18 protein-coding genes are annotated in these 21999 nt (G+C 72.2%); 7 read left to right on the top strand and 11 right to left on the bottom strand.

The features are described 5' to 3' along the window. The first annotated feature begins 23 nt into the window (after window positions 1–23). Together atpB and F4559_RS21415 are read left to right on the top strand one after the other, a co-directional pair. Window positions 24–788 carry a F0F1 ATP synthase subunit A gene (gene atpB / locus F4559_RS21420; protein ID WP_184671327.1) on the top strand — a complete coding sequence of 255 codons (765 nt, stop codon included), beginning with the start codon at window positions 24–26 and terminating at the stop codon, window positions 786–788. A gap of 62 nt (window positions 789–850) precedes the next feature. Beyond that, complete coding sequence (locus tag F4559_RS21415) at window positions 851–1417, top strand: DUF4291 domain-containing protein (RefSeq protein ID WP_184671326.1); 567 nt, start codon at window positions 851–853, stop codon at window positions 1415–1417. A 1-nt stretch (window position 1418) separates the two neighbouring features. On the opposite strand, the gene F4559_RS21410 is transcribed toward F4559_RS21415, so the two are convergent. After that, on the bottom strand, window positions 1419–1754 hold the full coding sequence (locus F4559_RS21410; protein WP_184671325.1) for a winged helix-turn-helix transcriptional regulator: 336 nt from the start codon (window positions 1752–1754) through the stop codon (window positions 1419–1421). A gap of 77 nt (window positions 1755–1831) precedes the next feature. On the opposite strand from F4559_RS21410, the gene F4559_RS21405 reads away from it, so the two are divergent. Then, window positions 1832–2692, top strand: coding sequence for an NAD(P)-dependent oxidoreductase (locus F4559_RS21405; RefSeq protein WP_184671324.1), 861 nt, complete (start codon window positions 1832–1834; stop codon window positions 2690–2692). Here the strand turns inward: F4559_RS21405 and F4559_RS21400 are convergent. Genes F4559_RS21400 through F4559_RS21365 form a run of 8 tightly spaced genes read right to left on the bottom strand, consistent with a single transcriptional unit; the run spans window position 2670 to window position 14752 of the window. Then, complete coding sequence (locus F4559_RS21400; protein ID WP_184671323.1) at window positions 2670–3368, bottom strand: hypothetical protein; 699 nt, start codon at window positions 3366–3368, stop codon at window positions 2670–2672. The two genes, F4559_RS21405 and F4559_RS21400, sit on opposite strands and share 23 nt — an antisense overlap. Beyond that, on the bottom strand, window positions 3365–3871 hold the full coding sequence (locus tag F4559_RS21395; RefSeq protein WP_184671322.1) for a hypothetical protein: 507 nt from the start codon (window positions 3869–3871) through the stop codon (window positions 3365–3367). The genes F4559_RS21400 and F4559_RS21395 overlap by 4 nt, the downstream gene beginning before the upstream one ends. After that, window positions 3871–5052, bottom strand: a complete 1182-nt coding sequence (locus F4559_RS21390; protein ID WP_184671321.1) for a hypothetical protein — start codon at window positions 5050–5052, stop codon at window positions 3871–3873. The genes F4559_RS21395 and F4559_RS21390 overlap by 1 nt, the downstream gene beginning before the upstream one ends. A 29-nt stretch (window positions 5053–5081) precedes the next feature. Further along, a complete protein-coding gene (locus F4559_RS21385; protein WP_184671320.1) occupies window positions 5082–7136 on the bottom strand; it encodes a hypothetical protein in 2055 nt (684 codons plus the stop codon). Then, window positions 7133–8869, bottom strand: coding sequence for a hypothetical protein (locus F4559_RS21380; protein WP_184671318.1), 1737 nt, complete (start codon window positions 8867–8869; stop codon window positions 7133–7135). The genes F4559_RS21385 and F4559_RS21380 overlap by 4 nt, the downstream gene beginning before the upstream one ends. 26 nt (window positions 8870–8895) lie before the next feature. Then, the gene (locus tag F4559_RS21375; protein ID WP_184671316.1) at window positions 8896–9180 is read right to left on the bottom strand and encodes a hypothetical protein; all 285 of its coding nucleotides are present in this window, start codon (window positions 9178–9180) and stop codon (window positions 8896–8898) included. After that, window positions 9177–11243 carry a protein kinase family protein gene (locus F4559_RS21370; protein ID WP_184671315.1) on the bottom strand — a complete coding sequence of 689 codons (2067 nt, stop codon included), beginning with the start codon at window positions 11241–11243 and terminating at the stop codon, window positions 9177–9179. The genes F4559_RS21375 and F4559_RS21370 overlap by 4 nt, the downstream gene beginning before the upstream one ends. Next, window positions 11240–14752 carry a penicillin-binding transpeptidase domain-containing protein gene (locus tag F4559_RS21365; RefSeq protein WP_184671313.1) on the bottom strand — a complete coding sequence of 1171 codons (3513 nt, stop codon included), beginning with the start codon at window positions 14750–14752 and terminating at the stop codon, window positions 11240–11242. Before F4559_RS21365 ends, F4559_RS21370 begins: the two co-directional genes overlap by 4 nt. 642 nt (window positions 14753–15394) lie before the next feature. Between F4559_RS21365 and F4559_RS21360 the strand changes: the two genes are divergently transcribed. Continuing rightward, window positions 15395–16927: a S8 family peptidase gene (locus tag F4559_RS21360; RefSeq protein ID WP_312865751.1), complete on the top strand. Its 1533-nt coding sequence runs from the start codon at window positions 15395–15397 to the stop codon at window positions 16925–16927. 165 nt (window positions 16928–17092) lie between these two features. Here F4559_RS21360 and F4559_RS21355 read toward each other — a convergent pair whose 3' ends face one another. After that, window positions 17093–17512: a MarR family winged helix-turn-helix transcriptional regulator gene (locus F4559_RS21355; protein WP_184671312.1), complete on the bottom strand. Its 420-nt coding sequence runs from the start codon at window positions 17510–17512 to the stop codon at window positions 17093–17095. Between the two features lie 46 nt (window positions 17513–17558). Between F4559_RS21355 and F4559_RS21350 the strand changes: the two genes are divergently transcribed. The 3 genes from F4559_RS21350 to F4559_RS21340 all read left to right on the top strand — a co-directional run bounded on the left by F4559_RS21350 (window position 17559) and on the right by F4559_RS21340 (window position 21134). Then, a complete protein-coding gene (locus tag F4559_RS21350) occupies window positions 17559–18668 on the top strand; it encodes an ABC transporter substrate-binding protein (RefSeq protein WP_184671310.1) in 1110 nt (369 codons plus the stop codon). A gap of 79 nt (window positions 18669–18747) precedes the next feature. Next, window positions 18748–20124 carry an APC family permease gene (locus tag F4559_RS21345; protein WP_184671309.1) on the top strand — a complete coding sequence of 459 codons (1377 nt, stop codon included), beginning with the start codon at window positions 18748–18750 and terminating at the stop codon, window positions 20122–20124. After that, complete coding sequence (locus F4559_RS21340) at window positions 20121–21134, top strand: acetamidase/formamidase family protein (RefSeq protein WP_184671307.1); 1014 nt, start codon at window positions 20121–20123, stop codon at window positions 21132–21134. Before F4559_RS21345 ends, F4559_RS21340 begins: the two co-directional genes overlap by 4 nt. 159 nt (window positions 21135–21293) lie before the next feature. Here F4559_RS21340 and F4559_RS21335 read toward each other — a convergent pair whose 3' ends face one another. Continuing rightward, entirely contained in the window at window positions 21294–21926 is a 633-nt protein-coding gene (locus tag F4559_RS21335; protein WP_184671305.1) for an FMN-dependent NADH-azoreductase, read from the bottom strand. Window positions 21927–21999 lie beyond the last annotated feature (73 nt).

Genomic DNA, 21999 nt, shown 5'->3' with positions numbered 1-21999 from the left:
GGTGGACGGTGGAGGTGACGCCGATGGCCGCCGATTCCTTCCCGGCGCCGACGCCCGCGGATTTCGAATTACCACCCTTGTTCGGGTGGGTGACCAAACCGATACTCCTGGTCGTCCTGTCCAGTGTGATCATCGCCGGTGTGCTGCTCGTCGGGACGCGGAACCTCAAACTCGTCCCCGGGCGATTCCAGTTCTCGTTGGAGTACATCTACGGGGTCGCACGAGACGGCATCGCCAAGGAGCAGATCGGCGCCGAGTACCGCAAGTACGTGCCGTTCATCATGGCGTTGTTCTCGTTCGTCCTGGTGAACAACATCTTCGGCATCGTGCCGCTGGTCCAGTTCCCCACGATGGCGCACATCGGGTTCCCGGCGGCGCTGGCGTTGCTGCTGGTCTACCCGACCTACCACTGGGTGGGCATCCGCCGGCACGGCCTGCGCGGCTACCTGCGCAACCAGTTCATCGTGCCGGACGTGCCCAAACCGGTGCTCTGGGGGCTACTGATCCCCACCGAAGTGATCCTCAAGTTCTTCTTCGACCCGGTCACGCTCGCGCTGCGGGTCTTCGCCGCGATGTTCGCGGGCCACCTGCTCGTGGCGGTCTTCGCGCTCGGCGGCGAATTCCTGCTCTTCGAGGCGGCACCGCTGCTCAAGCCGATCTCGGCGGTGAGTTTCGCGTTCGCGGTGGCCATCACGCTGCTGGAAGCGTTCATCCAGGTTTTGCAGGCGTACATCTTCGCCACGTTGAGCGCGCATTTCATCGGACGCTCCCTCGCCGAACACCATTAGGCACGGGGTGGCCGGGGAAATCGGCTCGCCGCGGGGGTGGACGGGGTGGCAGGGTGCGCCGCATGACGCCCCGGTACCAGGTTCGTGCCGACTACGACGCCCACACGATCGTGGTCTACCAGGCGTACTCGCCCGCCATCGCCGACGCGGCACTGCGGGCGGGTCGCTTCGTCGCGCCGTTCTCGTTCCAGCGGATGACGTGGATCAAGCCGTCGTTCCTGTGGTTGATGCACCGAAGCAACTGGGCCCGCAAACCGGGCCAGGAACGGGTCCTCGCGGTGCGGATCACCCGGGAGGGCTGGGCGGAGGCCCTCTCCCGGGCCGTGCCGACGACCTCCGACCCGGCGGCCTTGGCGGGTGCGGCCGTGCACGTCCAGTGGGACCCGGAACGCTCGCCGCGCGGAGCGGCGCTGAACCACTACAGCATCCAGGTCGGCATCGGTCGCCGGTTGATCCGGACGTTCGCCGACGAGTGGGTGGTCGGTCTCACCGACCTCACGCCCCTGGTCCGCAAGGCCTCGGCACTGCTGCGGGCCGGGCACGCCGCCAAGGCGCAGCGGCTGTTCCCCGCGGAGCGCGACTACCCGATGCCGTCGGCGCTGCGCGGGGTCGTGGCCCCGGGCGGGTGACCTAGATCCGTTCGACCGGGACACCGGGGACGTGGGCGCGGCCCCACTCGCCGAGCGGTTCCAAGGCGCGTACGAGTGCCTCGCCCGACCCGGTCAGCGAGTACTCCACGCGCGGCGGCACCTCGTCGAACACCTCGCGGTGCACGATGCCGTCGTCCTCCAGTTCGCGCAGGTGCGACGCGAGCACCTTCTCCGTCACGCCCGCCAGTTCGCGGCGCAGCTCCCCGAACCGGTGCGGGCGCTCGCCCAGCGCCCAGAGGATCAGCACCTTCCACTTGCCGCCGATCACCTCGACCGCCGCGTCCAGCCCGCAGTGGTACGCCCCTGGCCTGCGCATGTCGCTTTCCTCCCGGTAACCACGCACTTCCGAGTGCGTACTTGATCATCAAGAGCCCCGGTCCCAGCCTGGGACGCATGACCCTCACCGTTCTGGGGCTCGGCGCGATGGGCACGGCCCTGACCCGGGCCTGGCTCGCCGCCGGCCACCACGTCACCGTCTGGAACCGCACGCCCGCCCGGGCCGAACGCCTCGCCGCCGAGGGCGCGACCGTCGCCGCGACACCGGCCGAGGCGGTCGCCGCCAACCGGCTCGTCGTCACCTGCCTGCTCGACCACGCCTCGGTCGTCGACGTCCTCGACGGTACCGACCTCGCCGGCCGCGACCTGGTCGACCTCACCACGGGCACGCCCGCGCAGGCCCGGGACCGCGCCGAGTGGGCGGCCGGCCGGGGCGCCCGGTACGTCGACGGCGGCATCATGGCCGTCCCGCCGATGATCGGCGTCCCCGACTCGGGCGCGTACGTGTTCTACAGCGGGTCGGTCGACCTGTTCGCCGAGCACGAGCGGACCCTCGCCGTCCCGGCCGGTGCGAAGTGGGTCGGCGACGACCCGGGCCACGCGGCGCTGCACGACGTGGCGCTGCTCGGTGGGATGACCGGCCTGTTCGCGGGCGTCACGCACGCGTTCGCGTTGGTGCACGGCGAAAAGGACATCGACACCGGCGAGTTCGCCACGCTGCTCGTGGACTGGCTCGCCGCGTGCCTGCCGTTCACGCAGCGCATGGCGCAGCGCATCGTGACCGGCGACTACACCTCGGACGTCACGTCGAACCTGGCCATGCAGGTCACGGCCAACCGGACCATGGTCGACACCGCCGTGGACCAGGGCGTGCGCCCGGACCTGATCACGCCCTACCTCGACCTGTCGGCCCGGGGCGTGGCCGAGGGCCAGGGCGCGGAGGACGGCGCGCGGCTCATCGAGCTGCTGCGGCGCTGACCCGCACGGCCGCCGCGACCGACCGGGCGCCGGTCCAGCGCAGCACCGTGTCGTCCACGCGGTGGTCGGCGACCTCCACGCACAGGCCGTGCACCAGGTCCGGGTCCAGGACGCGCAGGTCACGGCACACGTCCGGGACCAGGTTCGCGCCCAGCCGGTGGTGCGTCGGCGCGTGCACCATCCGGTCGACCCGGCCGCTGCGGCAGCGCACGGCCGCCGCCAGGTCCCCGCCGTGGTGGGCCAGTTCCCGGCGCCACGACGTGGCCAGCAGCAGCTCGCTGCCGTTCCACACCCGCCCGGTCCGGCCGACACCGGGCGCCGACAGCCGGGGGCGCGCGGCGTTGCGCAGGTACCAGACGACGACCAGCCGGCTGCGGAACGCGGCGGCGGCGACCGGGTCGGCGCCGACCCGACCCAGCACCGACAGGGCCGTGCCACCGGGCATCGGCATCGTGTCCGGCCGCACCGGCAGCAGCAGCACGACCACGTCCGCGCCCGCGTCCACCTCGAACGGGTCGATCGCGTACGCGGCGATCCCGTGCACGGCCAACGCCGAGCACAACGCGTCGCCGACACCATGTCCGGTGCCGTCCGCGACCACGACCCCGTGGTGCACCACGGGGTCGTGCTCCACCACGACGGGTGCGCGCCGGAAACGCCGCAGGAAACCGATCACGACGGCCCGTTCATCAGGAACAGCTCGACGACCACCTCGCCGGGGCCGGCGTCGTTGCGGCTGCCGATGTAGGGGCGGATGTCGGTGCTGGTCCGCAGCTGGGGGAGCCCGGCGGGTTCGACGAAACCCTTGAGCCGCTTGGACACCTGCTCGCCGTCGCCGAGCACGCCCGTGGTGGACACGCCGAACAGCAGCACGAGCCCCACCTGGGCGTCCGGCCCGATCCGGGCGGTCATCAGCTCGGTGAACCGGGCCACGACCTGGTCGTCGGGCACGGCGGGCATGACGAACCGCTCGGTGGTCAGCGACAGGCCCCGGGTCGGCGGCGCGGTCTGCGTCGTCGTCGGCGTGCTCGTGACGGCCGGTTCCGACATCGCGTTGCGCACCGGCGGCACCTCGGAGCCGACCGCGACGACCAGGAGCAGCAACGCCAGTTCCGCGAACAGCCACCCGGCCGTGGACAGCCCGGCGGACGTGTCCGGCCGGCCCCGACGACGGCGCATCAGCCCGCCTGCCCGTCGGTGTGCTCGCCCTCGCCGTGCCGCAGCCCGTCGGACACCATGACCAGCCAGTTGACCTCGGCCACGGTCTTGCGCAGCTCGGACACGGCCTCTTGGAGTTGCGCGGAGGTCGCGTCCAACCGGCTCGACGCCTTGTCGACCACGTCGGCCACGGCCGTGAACGGCGCCTGCGCGGCGGTCAGCGCCGCGCGGTGCCCGGCGTGCCGCTGCGCGACCTCGTCGGCGTCGGCGAGCTGCCCGGCCGCCCGGCCCAGCACGGTCTCGGACCGGTCGACGGCCTCCTTCGCGGCCTTGGCCGCTCCGTCCACATCGGACACCAGGTCCTGGAGCGGGGCGAGGCCGGTGGAGATCATCTGCGCGGTCTGGTCCAGGTCGCGCCGCACCTCTTCGAGTTTGCCGGTCTGCGCGCCGAGTTCGGGCAACGCGGTCACCAACCGCTCCACGCCCGCGACCAACCGGTCCACCACGGCGGTCGACTCGGCCAGCCGCGCGGTGGCCGTGGTGAACAGCTTGGCCGCCGCGCCGAGTTCCACGGCCGCCTGCCGGGTGTGCTCCTCGACCTTGACCGGCCCGAGCGCGCCGCGCAGCACGGTCAGCGGCGGCAGCAGGTCGACCTCCAGCCGGTGCACGATCCGGTCGACCTCGTCGGCCACCCGCTGCGCCCGTGCCGGGGCGCGGTACTTGTACATGATCACGGCGACCGTGGCGACGATCGCCAGCGACAGCGCGACCGGGCTGCGGTAGACCGGCTGCGTCATCCAGTCCGCGAAGAACGACGGCCGGTCGGCGGCCGGCGCCGACGCGTAGTCGTCCAGGTACGTCCACTCCGCGTACCCCAGCAACGCCCACGTGAGCACCACGGGCACGAGCGGCAGCGTGCCGCCGGGCCGGTCCACCGGGTGGTCGCAGATCGCGCGCAGGTAGCCGGGTTCGCGCAGCCGCCACAGGTCCGAGTCGCGGTCGACGGCCGACGACCCGGCCTCGGCCTGCTTGGCCTGGTGGACCGCCGCGGTGAGCACGGCGTCGAGCTGGGCCAGGTGCGGCGGCCGGTTGCCCGCGTGCGTGCCGGTGACCCGGTCGAGGCGGCGCATCGCCGCCGTGACCAGCTTGTCGACGCGGACCGCCGCCGACTCCTCGTCCGGGTCGGGCATGTTCGGGAACATCGGGTCTCCGTGCTTGATCTTCGGTGACATCAGCGTTGCAACATGTGTCGGGCGAGCAGGTAGAGCGCCACGATCAACGCGACCACGAGCACGGCGATCAGCACTTTGCCGATCAGCGGCCAGTGCGCGGACAGGTCGGGCAGCCGACGCCGCTTGCGCTTCGTCGCGGCTTCCTCGACGTCGACGTTCCACGGTGCCCGCGTGTCGAGCGACTCGGTCGGCTCGGTCGGGTAGGGCGTCGGTCGTGGCTGCTGCTGCGGCTGTGTTTGGGGTCGCGCCGGGGGTTGCGCCACGGCCGGCTGGACCGGCTGGTGCACGATCAGGTGCGGCGCCGGCGCCTTGGCCTTGGCGTGACCGCGTCGCGAACCGGCCTCCAGCTTCGCCACGGCATCGGTCAACACCTTGCGCCGCAACGCGTCCGCCGCGCCCAGCCCGGCCAGCTCGGACCGGAGGGCGAGGACCAACAGGCTCGCGGGCAGCTCGTGGTCGATCCGCCCGAAGTGTCCGACACCGGTGTCCAGCACGACCCCGCGCCGCCCGGCCTCGACGCGGTCGTGCACCTCCAGCAACCACTTCTCGGCCCACGCCACCCCGGCACGGGCCTGGCCCCGGTCGAGCGCGTACGTCAGCACCTCGCCCGCCTGCCGGTCGTCCGGGCACAGCGCCACGAACTCCGCGGCCACGACCGGCGGCACGCTGTCCAGCCCGTCGAGCACGACCCGCACCTGCGCGACCGGGTCGGCCGCCGCCGCGAGGAACGCCCGACCCACGGACCCCAGCGAGCGGCGCTCGCGGATCTCGGCGACGATCCGCGCGGTCGGCACCGGGTAGATGCCCGACGCCGGGTCGTCCGGTGACACGCCCAGCGCCGTCAACCACCTGCCGTGCGCGAGTTGCGCGTCGCCGTCGTGCAGCGGCCGGCCCTCGGCGATCACGTAGTCCCGCACGAACTCGACCATTCGGGGCCGGTCCTCGAACCGGTCGCGCAGCAGCCTGGTCAACACCGCCTCCCAGCCCGCCACGGCCTTGGCCGCCGGGGGGAACAACGCCGGGTTCGTGCCCGGCGCCGCGTGCACGTGCGCGTCCAGCAGGCTGTCGAACAGGATCTCGGTGAGCTGCGGCGACAACTTCGGCGAACCGACCAGCCGGGTGATCGCCCCGGCCGGGTCGTCGGCCGCCCACCGGCTCACCAGCTCGCGGCCCCGGCCGATCGCCAGCCGCGGGTCGTCCTTGGCCAGCAGGTGCGGCACGTCCGCCGGGTCGATGTCGAGCTGCTTGGTCGCGATCAGCTCGGCCAGGTCCGCCAGAGTCGGCGCGGCCGCGTACTCCTCGGGCAGCGACAGGTCCCGCGCACCCAGGTCGGTCAGCCACGCCACGACCTCGGGCGTCTTCGGGTGCGCCACCGGCGTGCCCGGCTTCTCGGGCGCACGGTCCAGCCACGACCGCAGGCCCGCGTTGCCGCCGGGCAGTTCCTCGGGCCAGCGCCCGGTCACCAGCGGCCGGCTGTCCTGCACCGGACGGCGCACCAGGCACGTCGTCCACACGTACCCGTCCACCACCGAAAGCGGCACGACCGAGAGCAGCGCGCCGATCGTCGCGGCCACGTCCACCGGGCCACCGTCGACGACCACCTTGGAGTCGCCCGCGAACAAAGCGGTCAGTGCACCCGACAGGCGCTCGGCGGACACCGGCCGCAGCCACGTGTCGCTCGGCTCGCCCGCCTCCGGGTGCACCAGGCGGCCGTCCGCGCGCACCAGTCGGACCGCGCCGTACCAGAGCGTCGCCGGGTTGAACGCGGCCGGCGCGAACAGGAACTGGCACATACCCGCCTGGCCGAACGCCCCGCCCCGGCCCTGCACCGCGAAGCACCAGTGCGGCTCGCCGTCCACGTCGACCCGGCGCAGGCTCCACATCGGGTACCGGAAACCGTCGTCGGCGGGCTCCGGCGGCTGCGGCACGTTGGTCAGCAGCTTGGTCGCCACGGCGGTGTAGGGCGCGGGCGGTGCCGGGCGGCCTTCCGCCACGTACGGCACGAACCCGCCGCCCTCCAGGTCTCCGTACTCGACGAGGACGAATTCGGTCATGGCCGCAGCCTCCCCAGCACGCACAGCAGGAGTTGGGACAGCGCGCTCGACCGCGCGGTCAGGTCGGTGAAGTGTCCCTTGCCCAGCGGTTCGAACAGCACCGCGTCCCGGGCGGTGGGCACGGGCACCTCGCCCAGCGGCGAGCACAGGAAGAACCGCAGTTCCCGCCAGTCCTGGCCGAGCATCTTCTGGATCTGCTCGCCGAACCCGAGCCCGTACACCAGGCCGCAGGTCAGCGCGGACATCACCAGGTCGCGCACGTGCAGGGTGCGCGCACGGCCCGCGACCAGGGACTCGGTCAGGTGCCGGTCGAGCGAGGGCACCGGGATCGCACCCGGCGGGAACAGCGCGGACGGCTCGCCCGCCTGGATCTTCACCGTGTCCCGACCGCCCAGGTGCACGAGGTTCCACAACGCGTGCGGGTCGCTGTAGTGGGTCACCAGCGACTCGGCGAGCTGGAGCGCGGCCTTGTTGCGCACCTGCCGGTCGTACTGGTTCTGCAGGATCCGGTCGATCGCGGTGCGGCCGTCGGCGTCGAGCGTGAGCCGGCCCGCGTCGCAGCGGCGTGCCACCTCCAGCAGGTAGCGGGCCACGCCCGTGACCACGTCGCCGGGACCGTCGGCGTCGGGGCCGCGACCCAGGTCCCGCAACGTCTTCCCGCCCTCCAGGGCCAGCCGCAGGAGGTCGGCCTTGGTCACGCAGACCAGCACCTGCTGCGTGCCGCCGAGGTCGACGGCGAGTGTGCCGGACAGCTCGGAGAGCTGGCGGGCCAACTGGTTCTGCACGGTGTTGCGCTTGCCGCGCACCCGGTCGCGGTCGGTGTTCACGTCGTTGGCCGGGCGCATGCTGGCCAACGTCACGCGCTCGGCCTGCTCGTCGGGCAGCATCCCGGCGAAACCCTTGGTCACCACCGGGTCCACGACCCACAGCAGCGTGCCGTAGTTGCGCAGCAGCCGCTGCCGGTCGTCGGCGAGCACGGTGCGCTGGTCGAACAGCTCGCCGGGCAGGTCGGCGATCGCGGTCAGCACCCGGTCGCCGCCGATCTGGTAGCGGCGCACGATCGGCTGCCGGATGCGCTTGCCCCACTCGTTGCCCGGCGCCAGGTCCTCCTGGATGCGGTCGACCTGGTCCACGAGGTCGGCGGACACGGTGTCGTTGAGGAACGTCACCGGCATCATCTCGCCGAGCTGCGTGGCGTTCATCGGTCGCCCTTCCTCCTCGGTGCGGGCGTAGTGCCCGATGAGGACGTTGAGCGGGTGCTCCTCCAGCACGTCGGAGGTCTGCGGGTTGATCTGCGTGGTGCCCGCGTGCCAGTCCAGCGAGTCCAGGCCGGTCGGGGTGAGCTGCTGGTTGAGCGTGCGCAGCACCAGATAGCTCTTGCCCGCGGCCGTGCCGCCGACCGCCGCGGCCACGTCGAACCGGCTCACGGTCCACTCCGGGTCGTAGCGCGCGCCCGAGGTGCGGATGTGGTCGAGGAACACGTGCCCGTCCCCGCAGACGCGGTAGCACCACCGCACGCGGCGCTCCTGGAACTCCCCGGAGGACCACGAACGCGCGTCCTGGAACAGGCCCACCCGCCACTGCATGTCGCCGGGCTGGGTGCCGTGCACCTCCAGCCAGAGGCTCGGCGGTCGCGGGTAGCCGTCCTCGTCCAGGGAAGGCGGCACGCCCAGGTCGGCGTAGCAGGCGGGGCACCGGCGCAGGCGGTCGAGGTTGCGGGGGCTCTTCGTCATGGGTGCGTCCGTTCCACGCGGCGGGGTCAGGTGAACTTGAACAGCAGACCGATGAGCAGCAGCACCGGGACGCAGGCCACCAGCCACAGCACGCACTGCCGCTTCGCCAGGGCGCTGCCGAGGTCGGCCGCCTCCTGGAGGTAGCCGTGCACACGCGCTTCCACGTCGCGTGCCGCCGCGTCGGGCAGCCCGCCCATGGCCCAGTCCACGACCTGGTGGTCCACGCCCTCGTCCGCGTCACCGCCCAACGGCAGGGCACCCACCCGCGCCTTGAGGTGACCCGGTCCGGTCTCCAGGAACGTCTTGATCACGACAGCACCCCCGCGATCGTCGCGACGAGCAACAGCACGCACACCCCGAACGCCACCCGGCCGGCCCACAGCCAGTTCCGGTACACCCGCCGGGCCACCAGTTGCTGGTGCGCCCTGATCCGGTTCACCAACTCCGCCCGCCACTCGGCCCACGCGGGCGCACGTTCGTCCTGGACGCCCGTGCGGATCGCGGTGACCTCACGCCCGTACGTGCCGACCGCGACCCGGTCGGCTTCGACGACCCGCTGCTCCTGTTCCGGGCTCCACAGCGCGGACAGCCGGTCGAGCCACGCCTTGGCCGACCACTCGTCGTCGAGCAGCGTGCCCGGCCGCAGCGGTCTGATCAGCTCCTCGGTGAACCGGTCCCACCGCGTCGACCACAGGTCGGCCACGGCCTCCTCGACCATCGAGATCGAGTCGACCGGCCGCTTGCCGTACGCGCCGCGCAGCAGCGCGTCCACCTTGTCGATGCCGACCAGCGCGGTCAGCACCACGAGCACGAACCCGAACCGGTCGTGCTCGCGCACGTCGATCACCTCGCGGCCGGGCGCGCGGACCCGTTGCGCCGCGCGGATCACCTCGGCCGAGGCGTACTCGGGCGTGAACCGCAGCGCGGCCACCGGCCCGCCGGTACGCGTGATCGCGTCGCCGTCGACGAGCACGTACACGCCGCGGCCCTGCGCGTCGAGGTGGTGGCACACGTTCTGCGGCTTGATGTCGCAGTGCGCGACGCCCAGGAAGTGCAGGTGGTCCACGCCCGCCGCGAGCGCGGCCAGCGCGGAGAGCTGACCGCCGCTGGGCGCGGTGCCCAACTGCTCGTGCCCGGCCCAGCCGACCGGCTCCAGCAGCGGGCTGGCCACGATCACGAAGCAGTCCGGCTGCGGCTGGTCGGGCACGCCGAACCACGCCGACAACCGGTTCTCGGCGTTGGTGGTGACCGAGGACGGGTCGGCCCGCGCGGTGAGCACCTGCGGCGCGGGCGTCACGGCGACCAGGTGGATCGGCGCGACCGACCACGTGCGCTCGCCGGGCCTGCCCGCGACCGCGTTGGCCTGGCGCACCAGACCCGCCTGCGTGGCCAGGTGCCGACGCAGGTACGCGGCGTGCTGCGGCGTGGCGCAGCGGTAGATCTTGACGTGCGACCGGTCGCTGGAGCCGGGGTGCGTCGCGGTGGTGTAGAGGACCTGCACGTGCAGGTCGTGCACGGGCGCGTCGGTGCGGCCGGTGGGCAGCGGGAACCGGCGGGCGGCCGACTTCGTGCCCGCCGCGGGCGGCTGCACCAGCAGCGCGCCGGGATTGGCCGGGTCGGCGGACTCGGTCGGGTGCGGCGCACCGTCGAGGACGTCCGCGCCCGTGCCCGGACTCGGTACCTCGTCGCTCCACGCCAGCAGTTCGTAGGTCAACGCGCGCGAGCCGGACCCGGTCAGCGAGGCGAACAGGACCTCGCCGGACTCGGGGATCGCCGCGCCCTCGGGGACCAGGTTCGTGCCGTTGACCGACACCGCGTAGTCCGGACGTTCGGACGCCCGCCGCGCGCGCAGCACACCGCCCGCGAACGACAGGTCCACCAGGTGCCCGTGCGGCACGTCCGACAACGCCTGCGGCAGCAGCAGACCCGTGCCGTCGTAGCCCGCCGCCGGGCGCAGCAGCGGCAGCCAGTCCCGGCCCGGCTCCAGCAGGAAGTGGAACTCGACCCCGTCGAACCCGAGCACCAGCAACCGGGCCGAGGCGTCGAGCACCTCGGGTTCCGGCTCGGCCTCGGGTTCGGGCCGCTCCACGCCGGGCACCGTGCACTCGACGTCGCACGGGTCGGCGGCGTCGGCCGACAACTCGAACGACACCCGCACCCGGCCGTCGCCGTCGCCGAACGTCGACCGCACCTCGCGCACGGCCGCGCGGATGTCCGCCTGCGCCTCGCCGTCCAGCGACACCCGCGTGCGCACGACCACGCGCGGCACCCGCTCGTCGGTCAGGTCGTCGCACTCCGACAACACGTCGTGCACCGAGGTGATCACCGCGCCGCGCACGGCGCGTGCCCGCCGCTCCTCGTCCCCCGCGCTCATCCCCGTACCTCCACGACCTTGTCGATCACCTGCTGCGTCAGCCACTGCGCCCGGCGGGACCCGTCCTTCTCGACCTTCGTCTCGACGACGACGGCGAACGTGACCGGTCCGGCCTTGGTGTCCAGCGAGCCGACGACCCACGCGTTCTGCTTCGCGAACCGCTTGTCGGGTGGCGTCTCGTCCTCCCCGTAGATCTCGTGTGTGCCTGTCTTGACGCGCAGCGCGCGATCCGGTTCCGCCTTCAGCCTGTGCGCCGTGCCATCGTCGTTCTGCGTCACACCGCTGAGCGCCTCGGCGAGCTCGCGCGCCTGCCCGGACGGCAGCACCTCGCGCACCTCGCCGGAGTACCGGACCTGGTCGCGGCCGAACGGCTCGGCGGTGGCGGCGACCAGGGTCGGCTGCACGACGCGGCCCTCGTTCGCGACGGCGGTCATCATGGTGGCCATCTGCACGGCCGTGCCCTCGACCCGGCCGCCGCCCAGGGTGTTGTTGCCCAGCGAGTCCATGCCGTCGGTGTCGACCGACGGCGGCACGTACGACGCGCTGCCGGCCGCCGGACCGGCGAGCCAGGCGTCGTCGGCTCCTTGGGCCGACAGGTCCGCGAAACCCATCTCCACGGCCATGTCCCGGACCGCGTCCCAGCCCAGCTCGTCGGCCAGCGCGACGAACGCGGTGTTGCACGAGACGGTCAGCGCCTGCTTCAGCGTGATCCGCTCGTTCGCCGTGCCCTGGCACGCACCCTTGTTGTAGTTGCGGATCGGCTTGCCGAACGGCGGCTGGTAGACGGTGGGGGAGGGGATCGTGGACTGGGCCGTGCTGCCCGGCCGGTTCTTCAGGAACGCCGCCGCCACCACGACCTTGAACGTCGACCCCAGGCCGTAGCGGCGGTCGAGCGCGCGGTTCTCGTCCAACGACGGCAGCACCTCGTCGGGCGTGTCCGGCGCGTAGCGGCGCTGTTCCTCCAGGGCCTTGGGGTTGGGCGTCGTCGGCGCGGTCTCCAGGATCCAGCGGCGGCACCGGTCGTCCCAGTCCGTGTCGTCGCAGTCGTCGCCGGTGGTGACGACCTTGCCGTTCTCGATCGGCCCGTAGACGGTGTGGTCGTCGCCGAACGCCTCGACCGCCTTCTTGTCGGCCTCCACCGGCTCGACCACCGGCCAGTCCAGGGCGCTGGGCGCGCTGGACGCGGCGAGCACCCGGCCGGTCTTGGCGTCCATGACGACGATGCCGCCCGCGAGCGGCTTCGACTCCTCGGCGTCGGCGCGCAACGCACCCGTCAGCGACCGTTGCAGCGCGGGGTCCACGGTCAGGTCGATCAGACCCGCCTCGGGTCCGCCCGGCGTGGGCAGGACGCGTTCCTTGAGCGACGTGCCGGACGCGCGGTCGATCAGGTCGTCCAGCGTGTTGTTGAGCGTGCCGCCCCGGCCGTTCAAGCGGATCAGCCCGGCGAGGTCGGACAGCGTGACGGCGGGCGTGCCGACGGCCTGCCACGCCTGCTCGGAACGGTCGCGCACGTAGACCGGCTCGCCGCCGACCCGCAGTTCGACCCGCGTGCGGCGGTTGGCGATCCGGTCGGTCGAGCAGACCTCGGGGTCGACGCGGACCCGCGTGACCGGGCAGTACGGGCGGTCCTGGGCGTACCGGCCGTAGGGCGCGATCGTGATCGTGGTGGCGAGCAGCGTCGTGCCCACGAACATGGCGACGAACGTCAGCGGCAGGACCCGTCGGACCTTCGGCAGCCACATGCCGCCCATCGGCGCCGTGCGGACGACGGCCGTGCGCGCCTCGGTGGCGGCCTTCGGGCGTGGCGGCCGGTCGGCCCGGTAGAGCAGCCACACGGCCGCGACCACGGCGCCGACCAGCGCGAGCGTCGAATGGCCGCCCCGGGACAGGAACGGGACCGTGATGCCCGAGTGCGGCACGACGTTGAGCGTGGTGACGAACACGAAACCGAACTGGCCCACCAGCATCCCGGCCACGCCGACCGCGAACAGCCGGGCCGCGCGGGACTGCCGGTCCGCGCCCGGCAGGTCGGCGCGCTCGTCGGCGAACTTGTCGAGGTGCGAACGGCACCGGGCCAGGGCCGCGGCCAGCACGGCGAGCAGCAGCGCCAGCAGCACGACCGCGAACCCGCCGAGCTTGTTCCACAGCACGGCGAGGATGAAGTCCGTGCTGCCGGCCGGCAGTCGGCCCGCGCCCGTGTCGGACAGGCCGCGACCCCACACGCCGCCGTCGGCCACGGCCGACATCGACTGCGCGACCTGGGACCGCTTGCCCGCCGCGACCGCGTCCAGCGACTCCAGGCAGGCCGTCGTGCCGTCCGGGGCCTTCGGCGGCTCGACGCCCTCCGGCGGCGGCGCGCACGGCGTCGACCACCCGAACGTCCACGGCTGGTGCCACGCCTCCTGACGCGTCTTCACGTAGTCCAGTTGCAGCACGAAGTACGCGATGAGGCCGGTCAGCAGCAGCGCGGCCCACAGCGACCGGCTGGAGTTGAGCGTGTCGAGCAACCGCGTGCCGGACCGGACCTGCAGGCGCAGCAGGAAGACCACGATCGTCACGGTCGCGAAGAACGTGGGGATGGTCGGGCCGATGTCCGTCTTGATCAATCCCGCGACGCCGACCAGGCCGAACATCAGGAAGATGTAGCCCACGTGCTTGCCCTTGGCCGCCGCGCGCCGCAGCCGGGCCACCGACGGGCGCCACCGCAGCGCGCCCGGCCGGACCTGGAAGCCGATGGCGTACCGGGCCAGGACCACCGCCAGCACCCAGATGTAGAGGACCTTGCCGTACTCGGGCGTGGCGATCCCGAAGAACGCGAGGTTGTCGTTCCGGTTCAGGTCGAGCAGCGGCGCGACGAAGAGCAGGACGACGGCCCCGATGCCGATCCAGTAGAGCAGCACGGGTTTGCGTGGCCGCCACGGCAGGCGGTCGACCACGCGCAGGCGTTCCCACCACATCAGCCCGAGCAGGCCGAGCAACGGGATGGCCAGGGAGAACACGACATCGGTGACGGTGCCGCGGTCGGAGTCGGCGAACCCGCTCGTGGGGTCCGGCTGCACGACCAGGCGGACGGTCATGATCACACCGACCAGCACCAGCGTGGTGGTCGACAGGACCACGGCCAGCACCGGGCCCGCGACCGCGTCCTCGCCGCGGCGCCCGTGTTCGGCGCGCAGTCGCCGGACGGCGACGACGACCGCGGCGAACAGCGGTGCGGCCGTGATCACGTACCAGGGCGTGATCAGGAAGGTCGCCGAGCACGCGCCGAGCAGCACGAGCACGGGCGGGCCGAACAGGGCCGGGCCCGCGCCGCGCAGGAACCGCGCGCCGCCCTCGTGCCGCACGGTCGGTGCCGCGCCGTCGGCCGCGAGGGCGACGGCGGGCCGGGCGACGAGGAATCTGAAGCAGTTCACCAGGGCCAGTGCCAGACCGGTGAGGATCAGCAGCCGTCCGAACGCCGTCGGACCGCCGAAGAACAGCGCCAGGACCGAGACGATGTCGTCCCCCATTCGCGCCCGTGCCTCCCCAAGGTGTTTTCCGGTGCGCGTTTCCGGCGCTGTCCGGCAATGGACTCATCCGCTGATCGCGGGCGCGCGCGACCACGTTACGGCCGTGATCAGGTTGTTTCCCGGTCGTCGGTCATCAGCGGCTGAGCAGGTGTTCCGTCCGTCGTCGGCCCATTTGTCGCGCTCGGTGCGGGTAATTGTGACGGAGTGCACACGAGTGGTCGTCGGGTCCGTGTCGGGCGGCGGTCGCCCGTGCCTCCGGTATACCGGTCCGCCGCGTCCCGGGACGAATCCCCGTCCGATTTCCGGGCGGGGGTGCCCGGAAATTCAGGGTGATTCCCTAGGGGGCGGCCCGGTCGGTCCTTTGTGGACTTCCAGCCCGGCTCGCCCGCCGGCGCCCGTCGCCGACGGGCGCGGACCCGGCTCTGTCCGCAATCGTGCGGATGTCATTGCGGGTCAATGGGTGCGAGGCCGTCGTCCGGGACGTAGCGGGTCGTGCGCGGAGTTGTGCGGAAGTCGTCACAAGACTTCGGCATCCCGCAATGCAAACCGATCAATGACCCTCCGCTCCGTCGGTCGGGATGCCAATCTCTGACGTCGGGAGTAGACCGCTGGAGGTTGTGTGTGAAGCACGCAGTTCGTTGTGTGACAAGAGCGTTCGGGGCGATCGCGCTCACGGCCGGTGCACTGTCGGTGGCGACCGCCACCGCCGGCGCGCAGCCCGCGTCCGTGGTCCCGGCCCCTGAAGGCACCGCGGTGCCCGGCCAGTACGTGGTCGTGCTCAAGGACGACGCGGCCGTGTCGGCCTCCGCCGACCTGACCGCCCGTCACGGGGGCAAGGTCACCGCGACGTGGAACCGGGCGATCAACGGTTTCGCGGTCCAGGCGTCGGAGGACGAGGCGAAGCGTCTGGCCGCCGACCCGGCGGTGAAGACGGTCGTCCAGAACGGCCGCGTCCAGAAGACCGACATCCAGACGAACCCGCCGTCGTGGGGGCTCGACCGGATCGACCAGCGGAACCTTCCGCTGAACTCGGGCTACAGCTACACGACGCAGGCGTCGAACGTGACCGTCTACGTCATCGACACCGGTATCCGCACGACGCACTCCACCTTCGGTGGCCGCGCGTCGTGGGGTGCCGACTTCATCGACGGCACGAAGGTCGACTGCAACGGTCACGGCACGCACGTCGCCGGGACCGCGGCGGGCGCCGAGTACGGCGTCGCCAAGGGTGCCAAGGTCGTCGCGGTCCGCGTGCTGGACTGCCAGGGCGGCGGCACCTTCGCGAGCGTGCTGAGCGGCATCGAGTGGGTGACCGCCAACGCGGTCAAGCCCGCCGTGGCCAACATGAGCCTCGGCGCGGTCGCGGGCACGCAGACCGAGCCCATCGAGCAGGCGGTGCGCGCCTCCATCGCGTCGGGCGTGACCTACGCGGTGGCGTCGGGCAACGCCAACACCGACGCGTGCCAGTTCAGCCCGGCCCGCGTCGCGGAGGCCCTGACGGTCAACGCGTCCACGGTCACCGACCAGCGCGCCGTGTTCTCGAACTACGGCCGGTGCACGGACCTGTTCGCGCCGGGCGAGGCCATCAAGTCGGCCTGGATCGGCGGCGACAACGCGACGGAGACCATCGACGGCACGTCGATGGCCAGCCCGCACGTGGCGGGCGCGGCGGCGCTGTACCTGGGCGCCAACCCGAACGCCACGCCGGCCGAGGTCGGCACGGCGCTGCTGGGTCAGACCACGCCGGACAAGATCGGCAACCCCGGTGCCGAGTCGCCGAACAAGCTGCTCTTCAACGGTGGCGGCACGCCGGGCGCGACGGTGGTGCTCACGCGTTACCAGAAGGCGCCCGACCACGTCAGCACCGTGAACGGCGCCCCCGGTGAGGGTTTCGTCACCGAGGGCAAACTGGGCAAGCTGTTCTACGGCCAGGAGCCGAACACCCACGCGGTGTACCAGTGCCGCAGCGACTGGGACTACTTCACGTCGGCCAACGCCGCCTGTGAGGGCAAGACCGTCATCGCGACGCTCGGCTACGCGTTCAACTCCGCGCAGGCGAATTCGCGGCCGTTGTACCGCTGCCAGGTCAAGGGCACGGGCGACCACATGGACTCTGCCTCGAGCACCTGTGAGGGCCAGACGACCGAGGGCATCCTCGGCCACGTGGTGAAGTGATCTCCGGTGCGGTGTCGGCCCCGGCCGGCACCGCACCACCCCTATCGGCACCCGGGCACACCGCCCTGCGGTGCCGTTTTCGTGTCCGGACCTGCCTGAACGCACAATTCGCGGTGTCTGAACGCACGACTCGCGGTGTCTGAACGCATAACTCGCGCGTGCGGGTCAGGGGAGGGTGCGGAGCAGGGTCGCGAGGTGGGTGACGGTGTCGGTGCCCAGGCGGGTCGACAGGGCCTGCTCGTGGGCGGCGGCCAACGCCTCCAGGCGGTCCAGCTTGGCGCGGCCGGGGTCCGACACGTGCACGGCCACCTTGCGGCGGTCGGTCGGCGACTGCGAGCGGTAGAGGAACGCGGAGTCGACCAGGGCGTCCACGAGCCGGGTCAGCGTCGGGTGGGGGATCTCCACGGCCATGGCCAGGTCGCCCATCGTGCGGCCACCCGTCGACAGCTCCCGCAGCACGCGCCACTGGTCCACGGTCACGCCCTCCTCCTCCAGCACGGTGCCCAGATCGCGGGCCAACGCGCGCTGCGCACGGGTGAGGAGGTCGACCAGGTCGGCACGGACCAGGCCCCGCTGATCAGCCATGACGAGCCTTTCGCCGGTGGACGCGTCCGCGAGCATACTTCCGGCCATGGACTCGGCGGCGGTCGTTCGCGTGGTCGTGCGCGACCGGATCGAGGTCGTGCTGGCCGGACCCGACCCGGCGGCCCTGCGACTCGGGCTGCTGCTGCCGCTGTCGGGCGCGCTCGGGTTGACCGGGCCGTCCGGGCTGCTCGCCGCCGCGCTGGCGGCCACCGAGGTCAACTCCGCCGGTGGCGTCGCCGGGCGGGAGGCGCACCTGGTGCTCGTCGACGCCGGACGTGCGCCCGCCGAGGTGGCGGTCGACGCGTCGGGCCTGGTCGGACTCGTCGACGCCTTCGTGGGCTTCCACACCAGCGACGTGCACCGGGCGTTGGAGAACGCGCTCGCCGGACGTGTGCCTTACGTGTTCACGCCACCCCATGAAGGCGGACGACGCAAAAGCGGCGTGGTGCTGCTCGGCGACTCCCCGGAACGCCAACTCGCGTCCGCCCTGCGGTGGCTGGTCGAACGCCGGCGGCGGACGAGGTGGGCGCTGGTCGGCAGCGACTACATCTGGCCGCGGGCCGTGCACCGGGACGCGACCGCGATCGTCCGGGCGCTCGGCGCCCAGGTCGTGGCCCGGCGTCTGGTGCCGTTCCCCGGGCCGGGCATCGACGCCGAGGCGATCGTCGCCGGGCTGGTCCGGGCGCGGGCCGACGCCGTGCTGGTCAGCCTGGTCGGTCGCGACCTGGCCCGGTTCAACCGGGTGTTCGCCGCCTCCCCGCTGGCCGGGCGGGTGGTGCGGCTGTCCGGGTCGCTGGAGGAGAACGGCCTGCTCGCGGCGGGCGGCGACGACACGGGCGAGCTGTACGCGGCGATGCGGTCGTTCGCCGGGCAGGGCGACGAGCGGCGACTCGCGCTGGCGCACCGGCACCACGCGCTGTTCGGCGGCGAGGCACCGGTGCTGGACGCGTACGCGGAAGGCGTCTACGACGGCGTGCACCTCGCGGTCGCCCTGGCGGCGGCGGGCCGGCTCACGGCGGCCGACGCCCAGTCGGGTGCCGCCGCGCTGCTGGCGGGCATCGACCGCCACGCGTGGGCGGCGCTGGGACCGCCGCGCGCGGGAGGATTCCTGGCCCGAGCGGACGGCCTGGACCTGACCGTGATCGCCCCGTTGTAGAACTCCTTGCGAACGGAATCTTTCCAAATGGAAGGAGTCTGTCTAGGCTGCCCGCACCAGCTCGTGGCAGGAGGACGTCATGGGAGTCGAGCAGTACGGGTACGCCCAGGAACTGCGCCGGTCGTTGGGATTCCGCGACCTGTTGGTCTACGGCCTGATCTTCATGGTGCCGATCGCGCCGTTCGGCATCTTCGGCAGCGTGTTCCAGGGGTCCGGCGGCATGATCGCGCTGGCCTACGCGATCGGCATGCTCGCCATGCTGTTCACCGCCGGTTCGTACGCGCAGATGGCGAAGGCGTTCCCCATCGCCGGCTCCGTCTACACCTATGCCGGACGCGGCATCGGCGCCCCGGTCGGCTTCCTGGCCGGCTGGTTGATCCTCCTGGACTACGTCCTGGTGCCCAGCCTGCTCTACCTGATCGCGGGCGTGGCGATGAACTCGCTGCTCCCGGCGGTGCCGATCTGGCTGTGGGTGATCGCGTTCGTCGTGCTCAACACGGCGGTCAACTACGTCGGCATCGAGCTGACCGCGCTGGTGACCCGCGTGATCCTGGTGCTCCAGCTCGTCGTCCTGGCGATCTTCCTGGTGATCGGCGTGGTCGCGTTGCTCCAGGGCAGGGGACGCGGGTTCAGCTTCGCGCCGATCTTCGACGGCGGCACGTTCTCGTGGTCGCTGGTGTTCGGCGCGGTGTCGATCGCGGTGCTGAGCTTCCTCGGCTTCGACGGCATCTCCACGCTCGCCGAGGAGAACCGCGACTCGGCCCGTGCGATCGGCCGGTCGATGGTGGCCGCGCTGCTGCTGACCGGCGTGCTGTTCATCGTGCAGACCTGGGTCGCCGCACTGCTCGTGCCCGACCCGGCCGGGCTGATCGAGAACGGCGACGCGGCGGGCACCGCGTTCTACGACGCGGCCCGCGTCGCGGGCGGCGGCTGGCTGGCCACGCTGACGGCCGTGGCGACGGCGGTCTCGTGGGGCTTCGCGAACTCGTTGGTGGCGCAGGCCGCGACCGCGCGGTTGCTGTTCGCCATGGCCCGCGACCGGCAGTTGCCCGCGTTCCTGGCCAGGGTGCACCCGACCCGGCGCGTGCCGGTGAACGCGACGCTGCTGGTCGCGGCCGTGTCGCTGGCGCTGGGCCTGTACATGCAGTCCCGCGAGGACGGCATCACGCTGCTCAGCTCGTTGGTGAACTTCGGTGCCATGGCCGCGTTCCTGGTGCTGCACGTGTCCGTCGTCGTGCACTACGTGGTCCGCTCGCGCAGCCGGAACTGGTGGGCGCACCTGATCGCGCCGGCGATCGGGTTCGCGATCCTGGCCTACGTGGTGGTCAACGCCAAGGTCGCCGCGCAGACCACCGGGTTCGTCTGGCTGGGCATCGGCGTCCTGGTCCTGATCGGCCTGCTCGCGACGGGCCGCAAGCCCGTCCTGTCGGGCGTCGGCGCTACGGAGGAGAAGTGAGCATCGAGGTCGTGGGGTTGACCGCCGACCCGGAGCGGCTCGGCTACGTGTTCGGCGGCCGGGAACCGGTCCTGACCGTGAAGCCCGGCACGGTGGTGGAGTTGGCCACCGAGGACTGCTTCGGCGGCGCGGTGCGCGGCGTCGACGACCTGCCCAGCCGGGTGTGCACGTTCCCGTACCTGAACCCGGTCACCGGTCCGATCGCGGTCGAGGGCGCCGAACCGGGCGACACGGTCGCCGTGCACTTCGTCGACATCCGGCCGGTGCGGGACTGGGCGATCTCGACGACGTTCCCGCACTTCGGCGCGTTGACGGCCACGCACACCACCGCGATGCTGCACGACGCACTGCCGGAACGGGTGTGGCGCTACGAGGTCGACGTGGACCGTTGGGTGTGCCGTTTCCAGGCCCGTTCCAGCGAATTCTCGGTGGAACTGCCCCTGGACCCCATGCACGGCACGGTGGGCGTGGCGCCGGCGGCGAACGAAGTGATCATGAGCATCACGCCGGGCGCGCACGGCGGCAACATGGACACCCCCGAGATGCGGGCGGGGACGACCGCGTACTTCGGCGTGAACGTACCCGGCGCGCTGATCTCGATCGGCGACGGCCACTGCCGCCAGGGCGAGGGCGAGGTCTGCGGCACGGCCGTCGAGGCGGCGATGGCGACGGTCGTGGTCGTCGACCTGATCAAGGGCGCGACCACCCCGTGGCCGCGCCTGGAGTCCGCCGACCACATCATGTCCACCGGCACCGCCCGTCCGCTGGAGGACGCGTTCCGCGTCAGCCAGCACGACCTGGTCGGCTGGACCGCCGACCTGCTGTCGCTGGACATCCTCGACGCCTACCAGTTGGTGAGCCAGGCGGGCCTCGCGCCGGCGGGCAACGTCGTCGACACGAACTACACGATGCTCGCCAAGTTCCCGAAGAACCTCCTCACCACCACCCCCTACGCCGACATCCACACCCGCCTGCGCGCCACCGCCACCACCTACCTGTCCCAACGCTGACCAGGAGGGGCGGGTACCTCTCCACCCGCCCCTCCACCCCCCGTCCCCCAGCCGGAACCCGCGAGTCATGCACTCAGGCACCGCGAGTTGTGCGTTCCGGCACCGCGAGTCATGCACTCAGGCACCGCGAGTCGCGCGCTCCGGCGCCGCCGGGTGCCGTCAGCCGAGTTCCTTCGCCAGCCGCTCGGCCGCCACGTGCGCCTCGGCCAACGACCGCCGCGCGTCCTCCTGGAACGGCGCCAACCCCGGGTCCACGTCGGACAACGTGAACTCGACCAACACCTCGTGCAGGTCGAACCCCAACTGCTCGCCCAGCACGTGCCGCAGGTACGGCACGGCGTGGTCCCACCCCTCACGCGGCGCCCCCACCCCGTACGCCCCGCCGCGGGCACTCACCACCACGGTCGGCAACCCGGCGAACGCCCCGCGCCGACCCGCCACCCGCGACTCGTTGAGCACGTGGTCGACCCAGCTCTTGAACAACGCCGGGGTCCCCCAGTTGTACAGCGGCACGGCCAGCAGCAGCACGTCCGCCGCCGTCAGCTCGTCGACCAACCCCGCCGCCGTCGCCGCCGACGCGTGCTGCGCCGGCGTCCGCCCCTCCGGCGGGGTCCAGTTCACGGCCACGTCGTCCACGGTCAGGTACGGCAGCGGGTCGGTTTCCAGGTCGTTCACGGTCACCACGCCCGACGGGTGCCGCGCCGACCACGCCCGCTGGAAGGTGTCGGCCACCGCCCGCGACACCGATGCCGAACGCCGGATGCTCGCGTCCACCCGCAGCAGCTGAGCCATAGAGTCCCCCAAATCATCGACGGAGAAAAATCGTTGAAGACAATCAATCAATTACGACCATAGACCATCTGCT

Source organism: Saccharothrix violaceirubra, assembly GCF_014203755.1.
GTDB classification, from domain to species: Bacteria; Actinomycetota; Actinomycetes; order Mycobacteriales; family Pseudonocardiaceae; genus Actinosynnema; species Actinosynnema violaceirubrum.
This window is presented reverse-complemented; position numbering and strand designations above follow the sequence as displayed.

Coding starts and splice junctions, on each gene's coding strand:
- F4559_RS21365 (WP_184671313.1), bottom strand. CDS start 14,752: ATGGGGGACGACATCGTCTCGGTCCTGGCGCTGTTCTTCGGCGGTCCG.
- atpB (WP_184671327.1), top strand. CDS start 24: ATGGCCGCCGATTCCTTCCCGGCGCCGACGCCCGCGGATTTCGAATTA.
- F4559_RS21370 (WP_184671315.1), bottom strand. CDS start 11,243: ATGAGCGCGGGGGACGAGGAGCGGCGGGCACGCGCCGTGCGCGGCGCG.
- F4559_RS21345 (WP_184671309.1), top strand. CDS start 18,748: ATGGGAGTCGAGCAGTACGGGTACGCCCAGGAACTGCGCCGGTCGTTG.
- F4559_RS21350 (WP_184671310.1), top strand. CDS start 17,559: ATGGACTCGGCGGCGGTCGTTCGCGTGGTCGTGCGCGACCGGATCGAG.
- F4559_RS21385 (WP_184671320.1), bottom strand. CDS start 7,136: ATGACCGAATTCGTCCTCGTCGAGTACGGAGACCTGGAGGGCGGCGGG.
- F4559_RS21390 (WP_184671321.1), bottom strand. CDS start 5,052: ATGTTCCCGAACATGCCCGACCCGGACGAGGAGTCGGCGGCGGTCCGC.
- F4559_RS21410 (WP_184671325.1), bottom strand. CDS start 1,754: ATGCGCAGGCCAGGGGCGTACCACTGCGGGCTGGACGCGGCGGTCGAG.
- F4559_RS21415 (WP_184671326.1), top strand. CDS start 851: ATGACGCCCCGGTACCAGGTTCGTGCCGACTACGACGCCCACACGATC.
- F4559_RS21405 (WP_184671324.1), top strand. CDS start 1,832: ATGACCCTCACCGTTCTGGGGCTCGGCGCGATGGGCACGGCCCTGACC.
- F4559_RS21380 (WP_184671318.1), bottom strand. CDS start 8,869: ATGACGAAGAGCCCCCGCAACCTCGACCGCCTGCGCCGGTGCCCCGCC.
- F4559_RS21395 (WP_184671322.1), bottom strand. CDS start 3,871: ATGCGCCGTCGTCGGGGCCGGCCGGACACGTCCGCCGGGCTGTCCACG.
- F4559_RS21355 (WP_184671312.1), bottom strand. CDS start 17,512: ATGGCTGATCAGCGGGGCCTGGTCCGTGCCGACCTGGTCGACCTCCTC.
- F4559_RS21335 (WP_184671305.1), bottom strand. CDS start 21,926: ATGGCTCAGCTGCTGCGGGTGGACGCGAGCATCCGGCGTTCGGCATCG.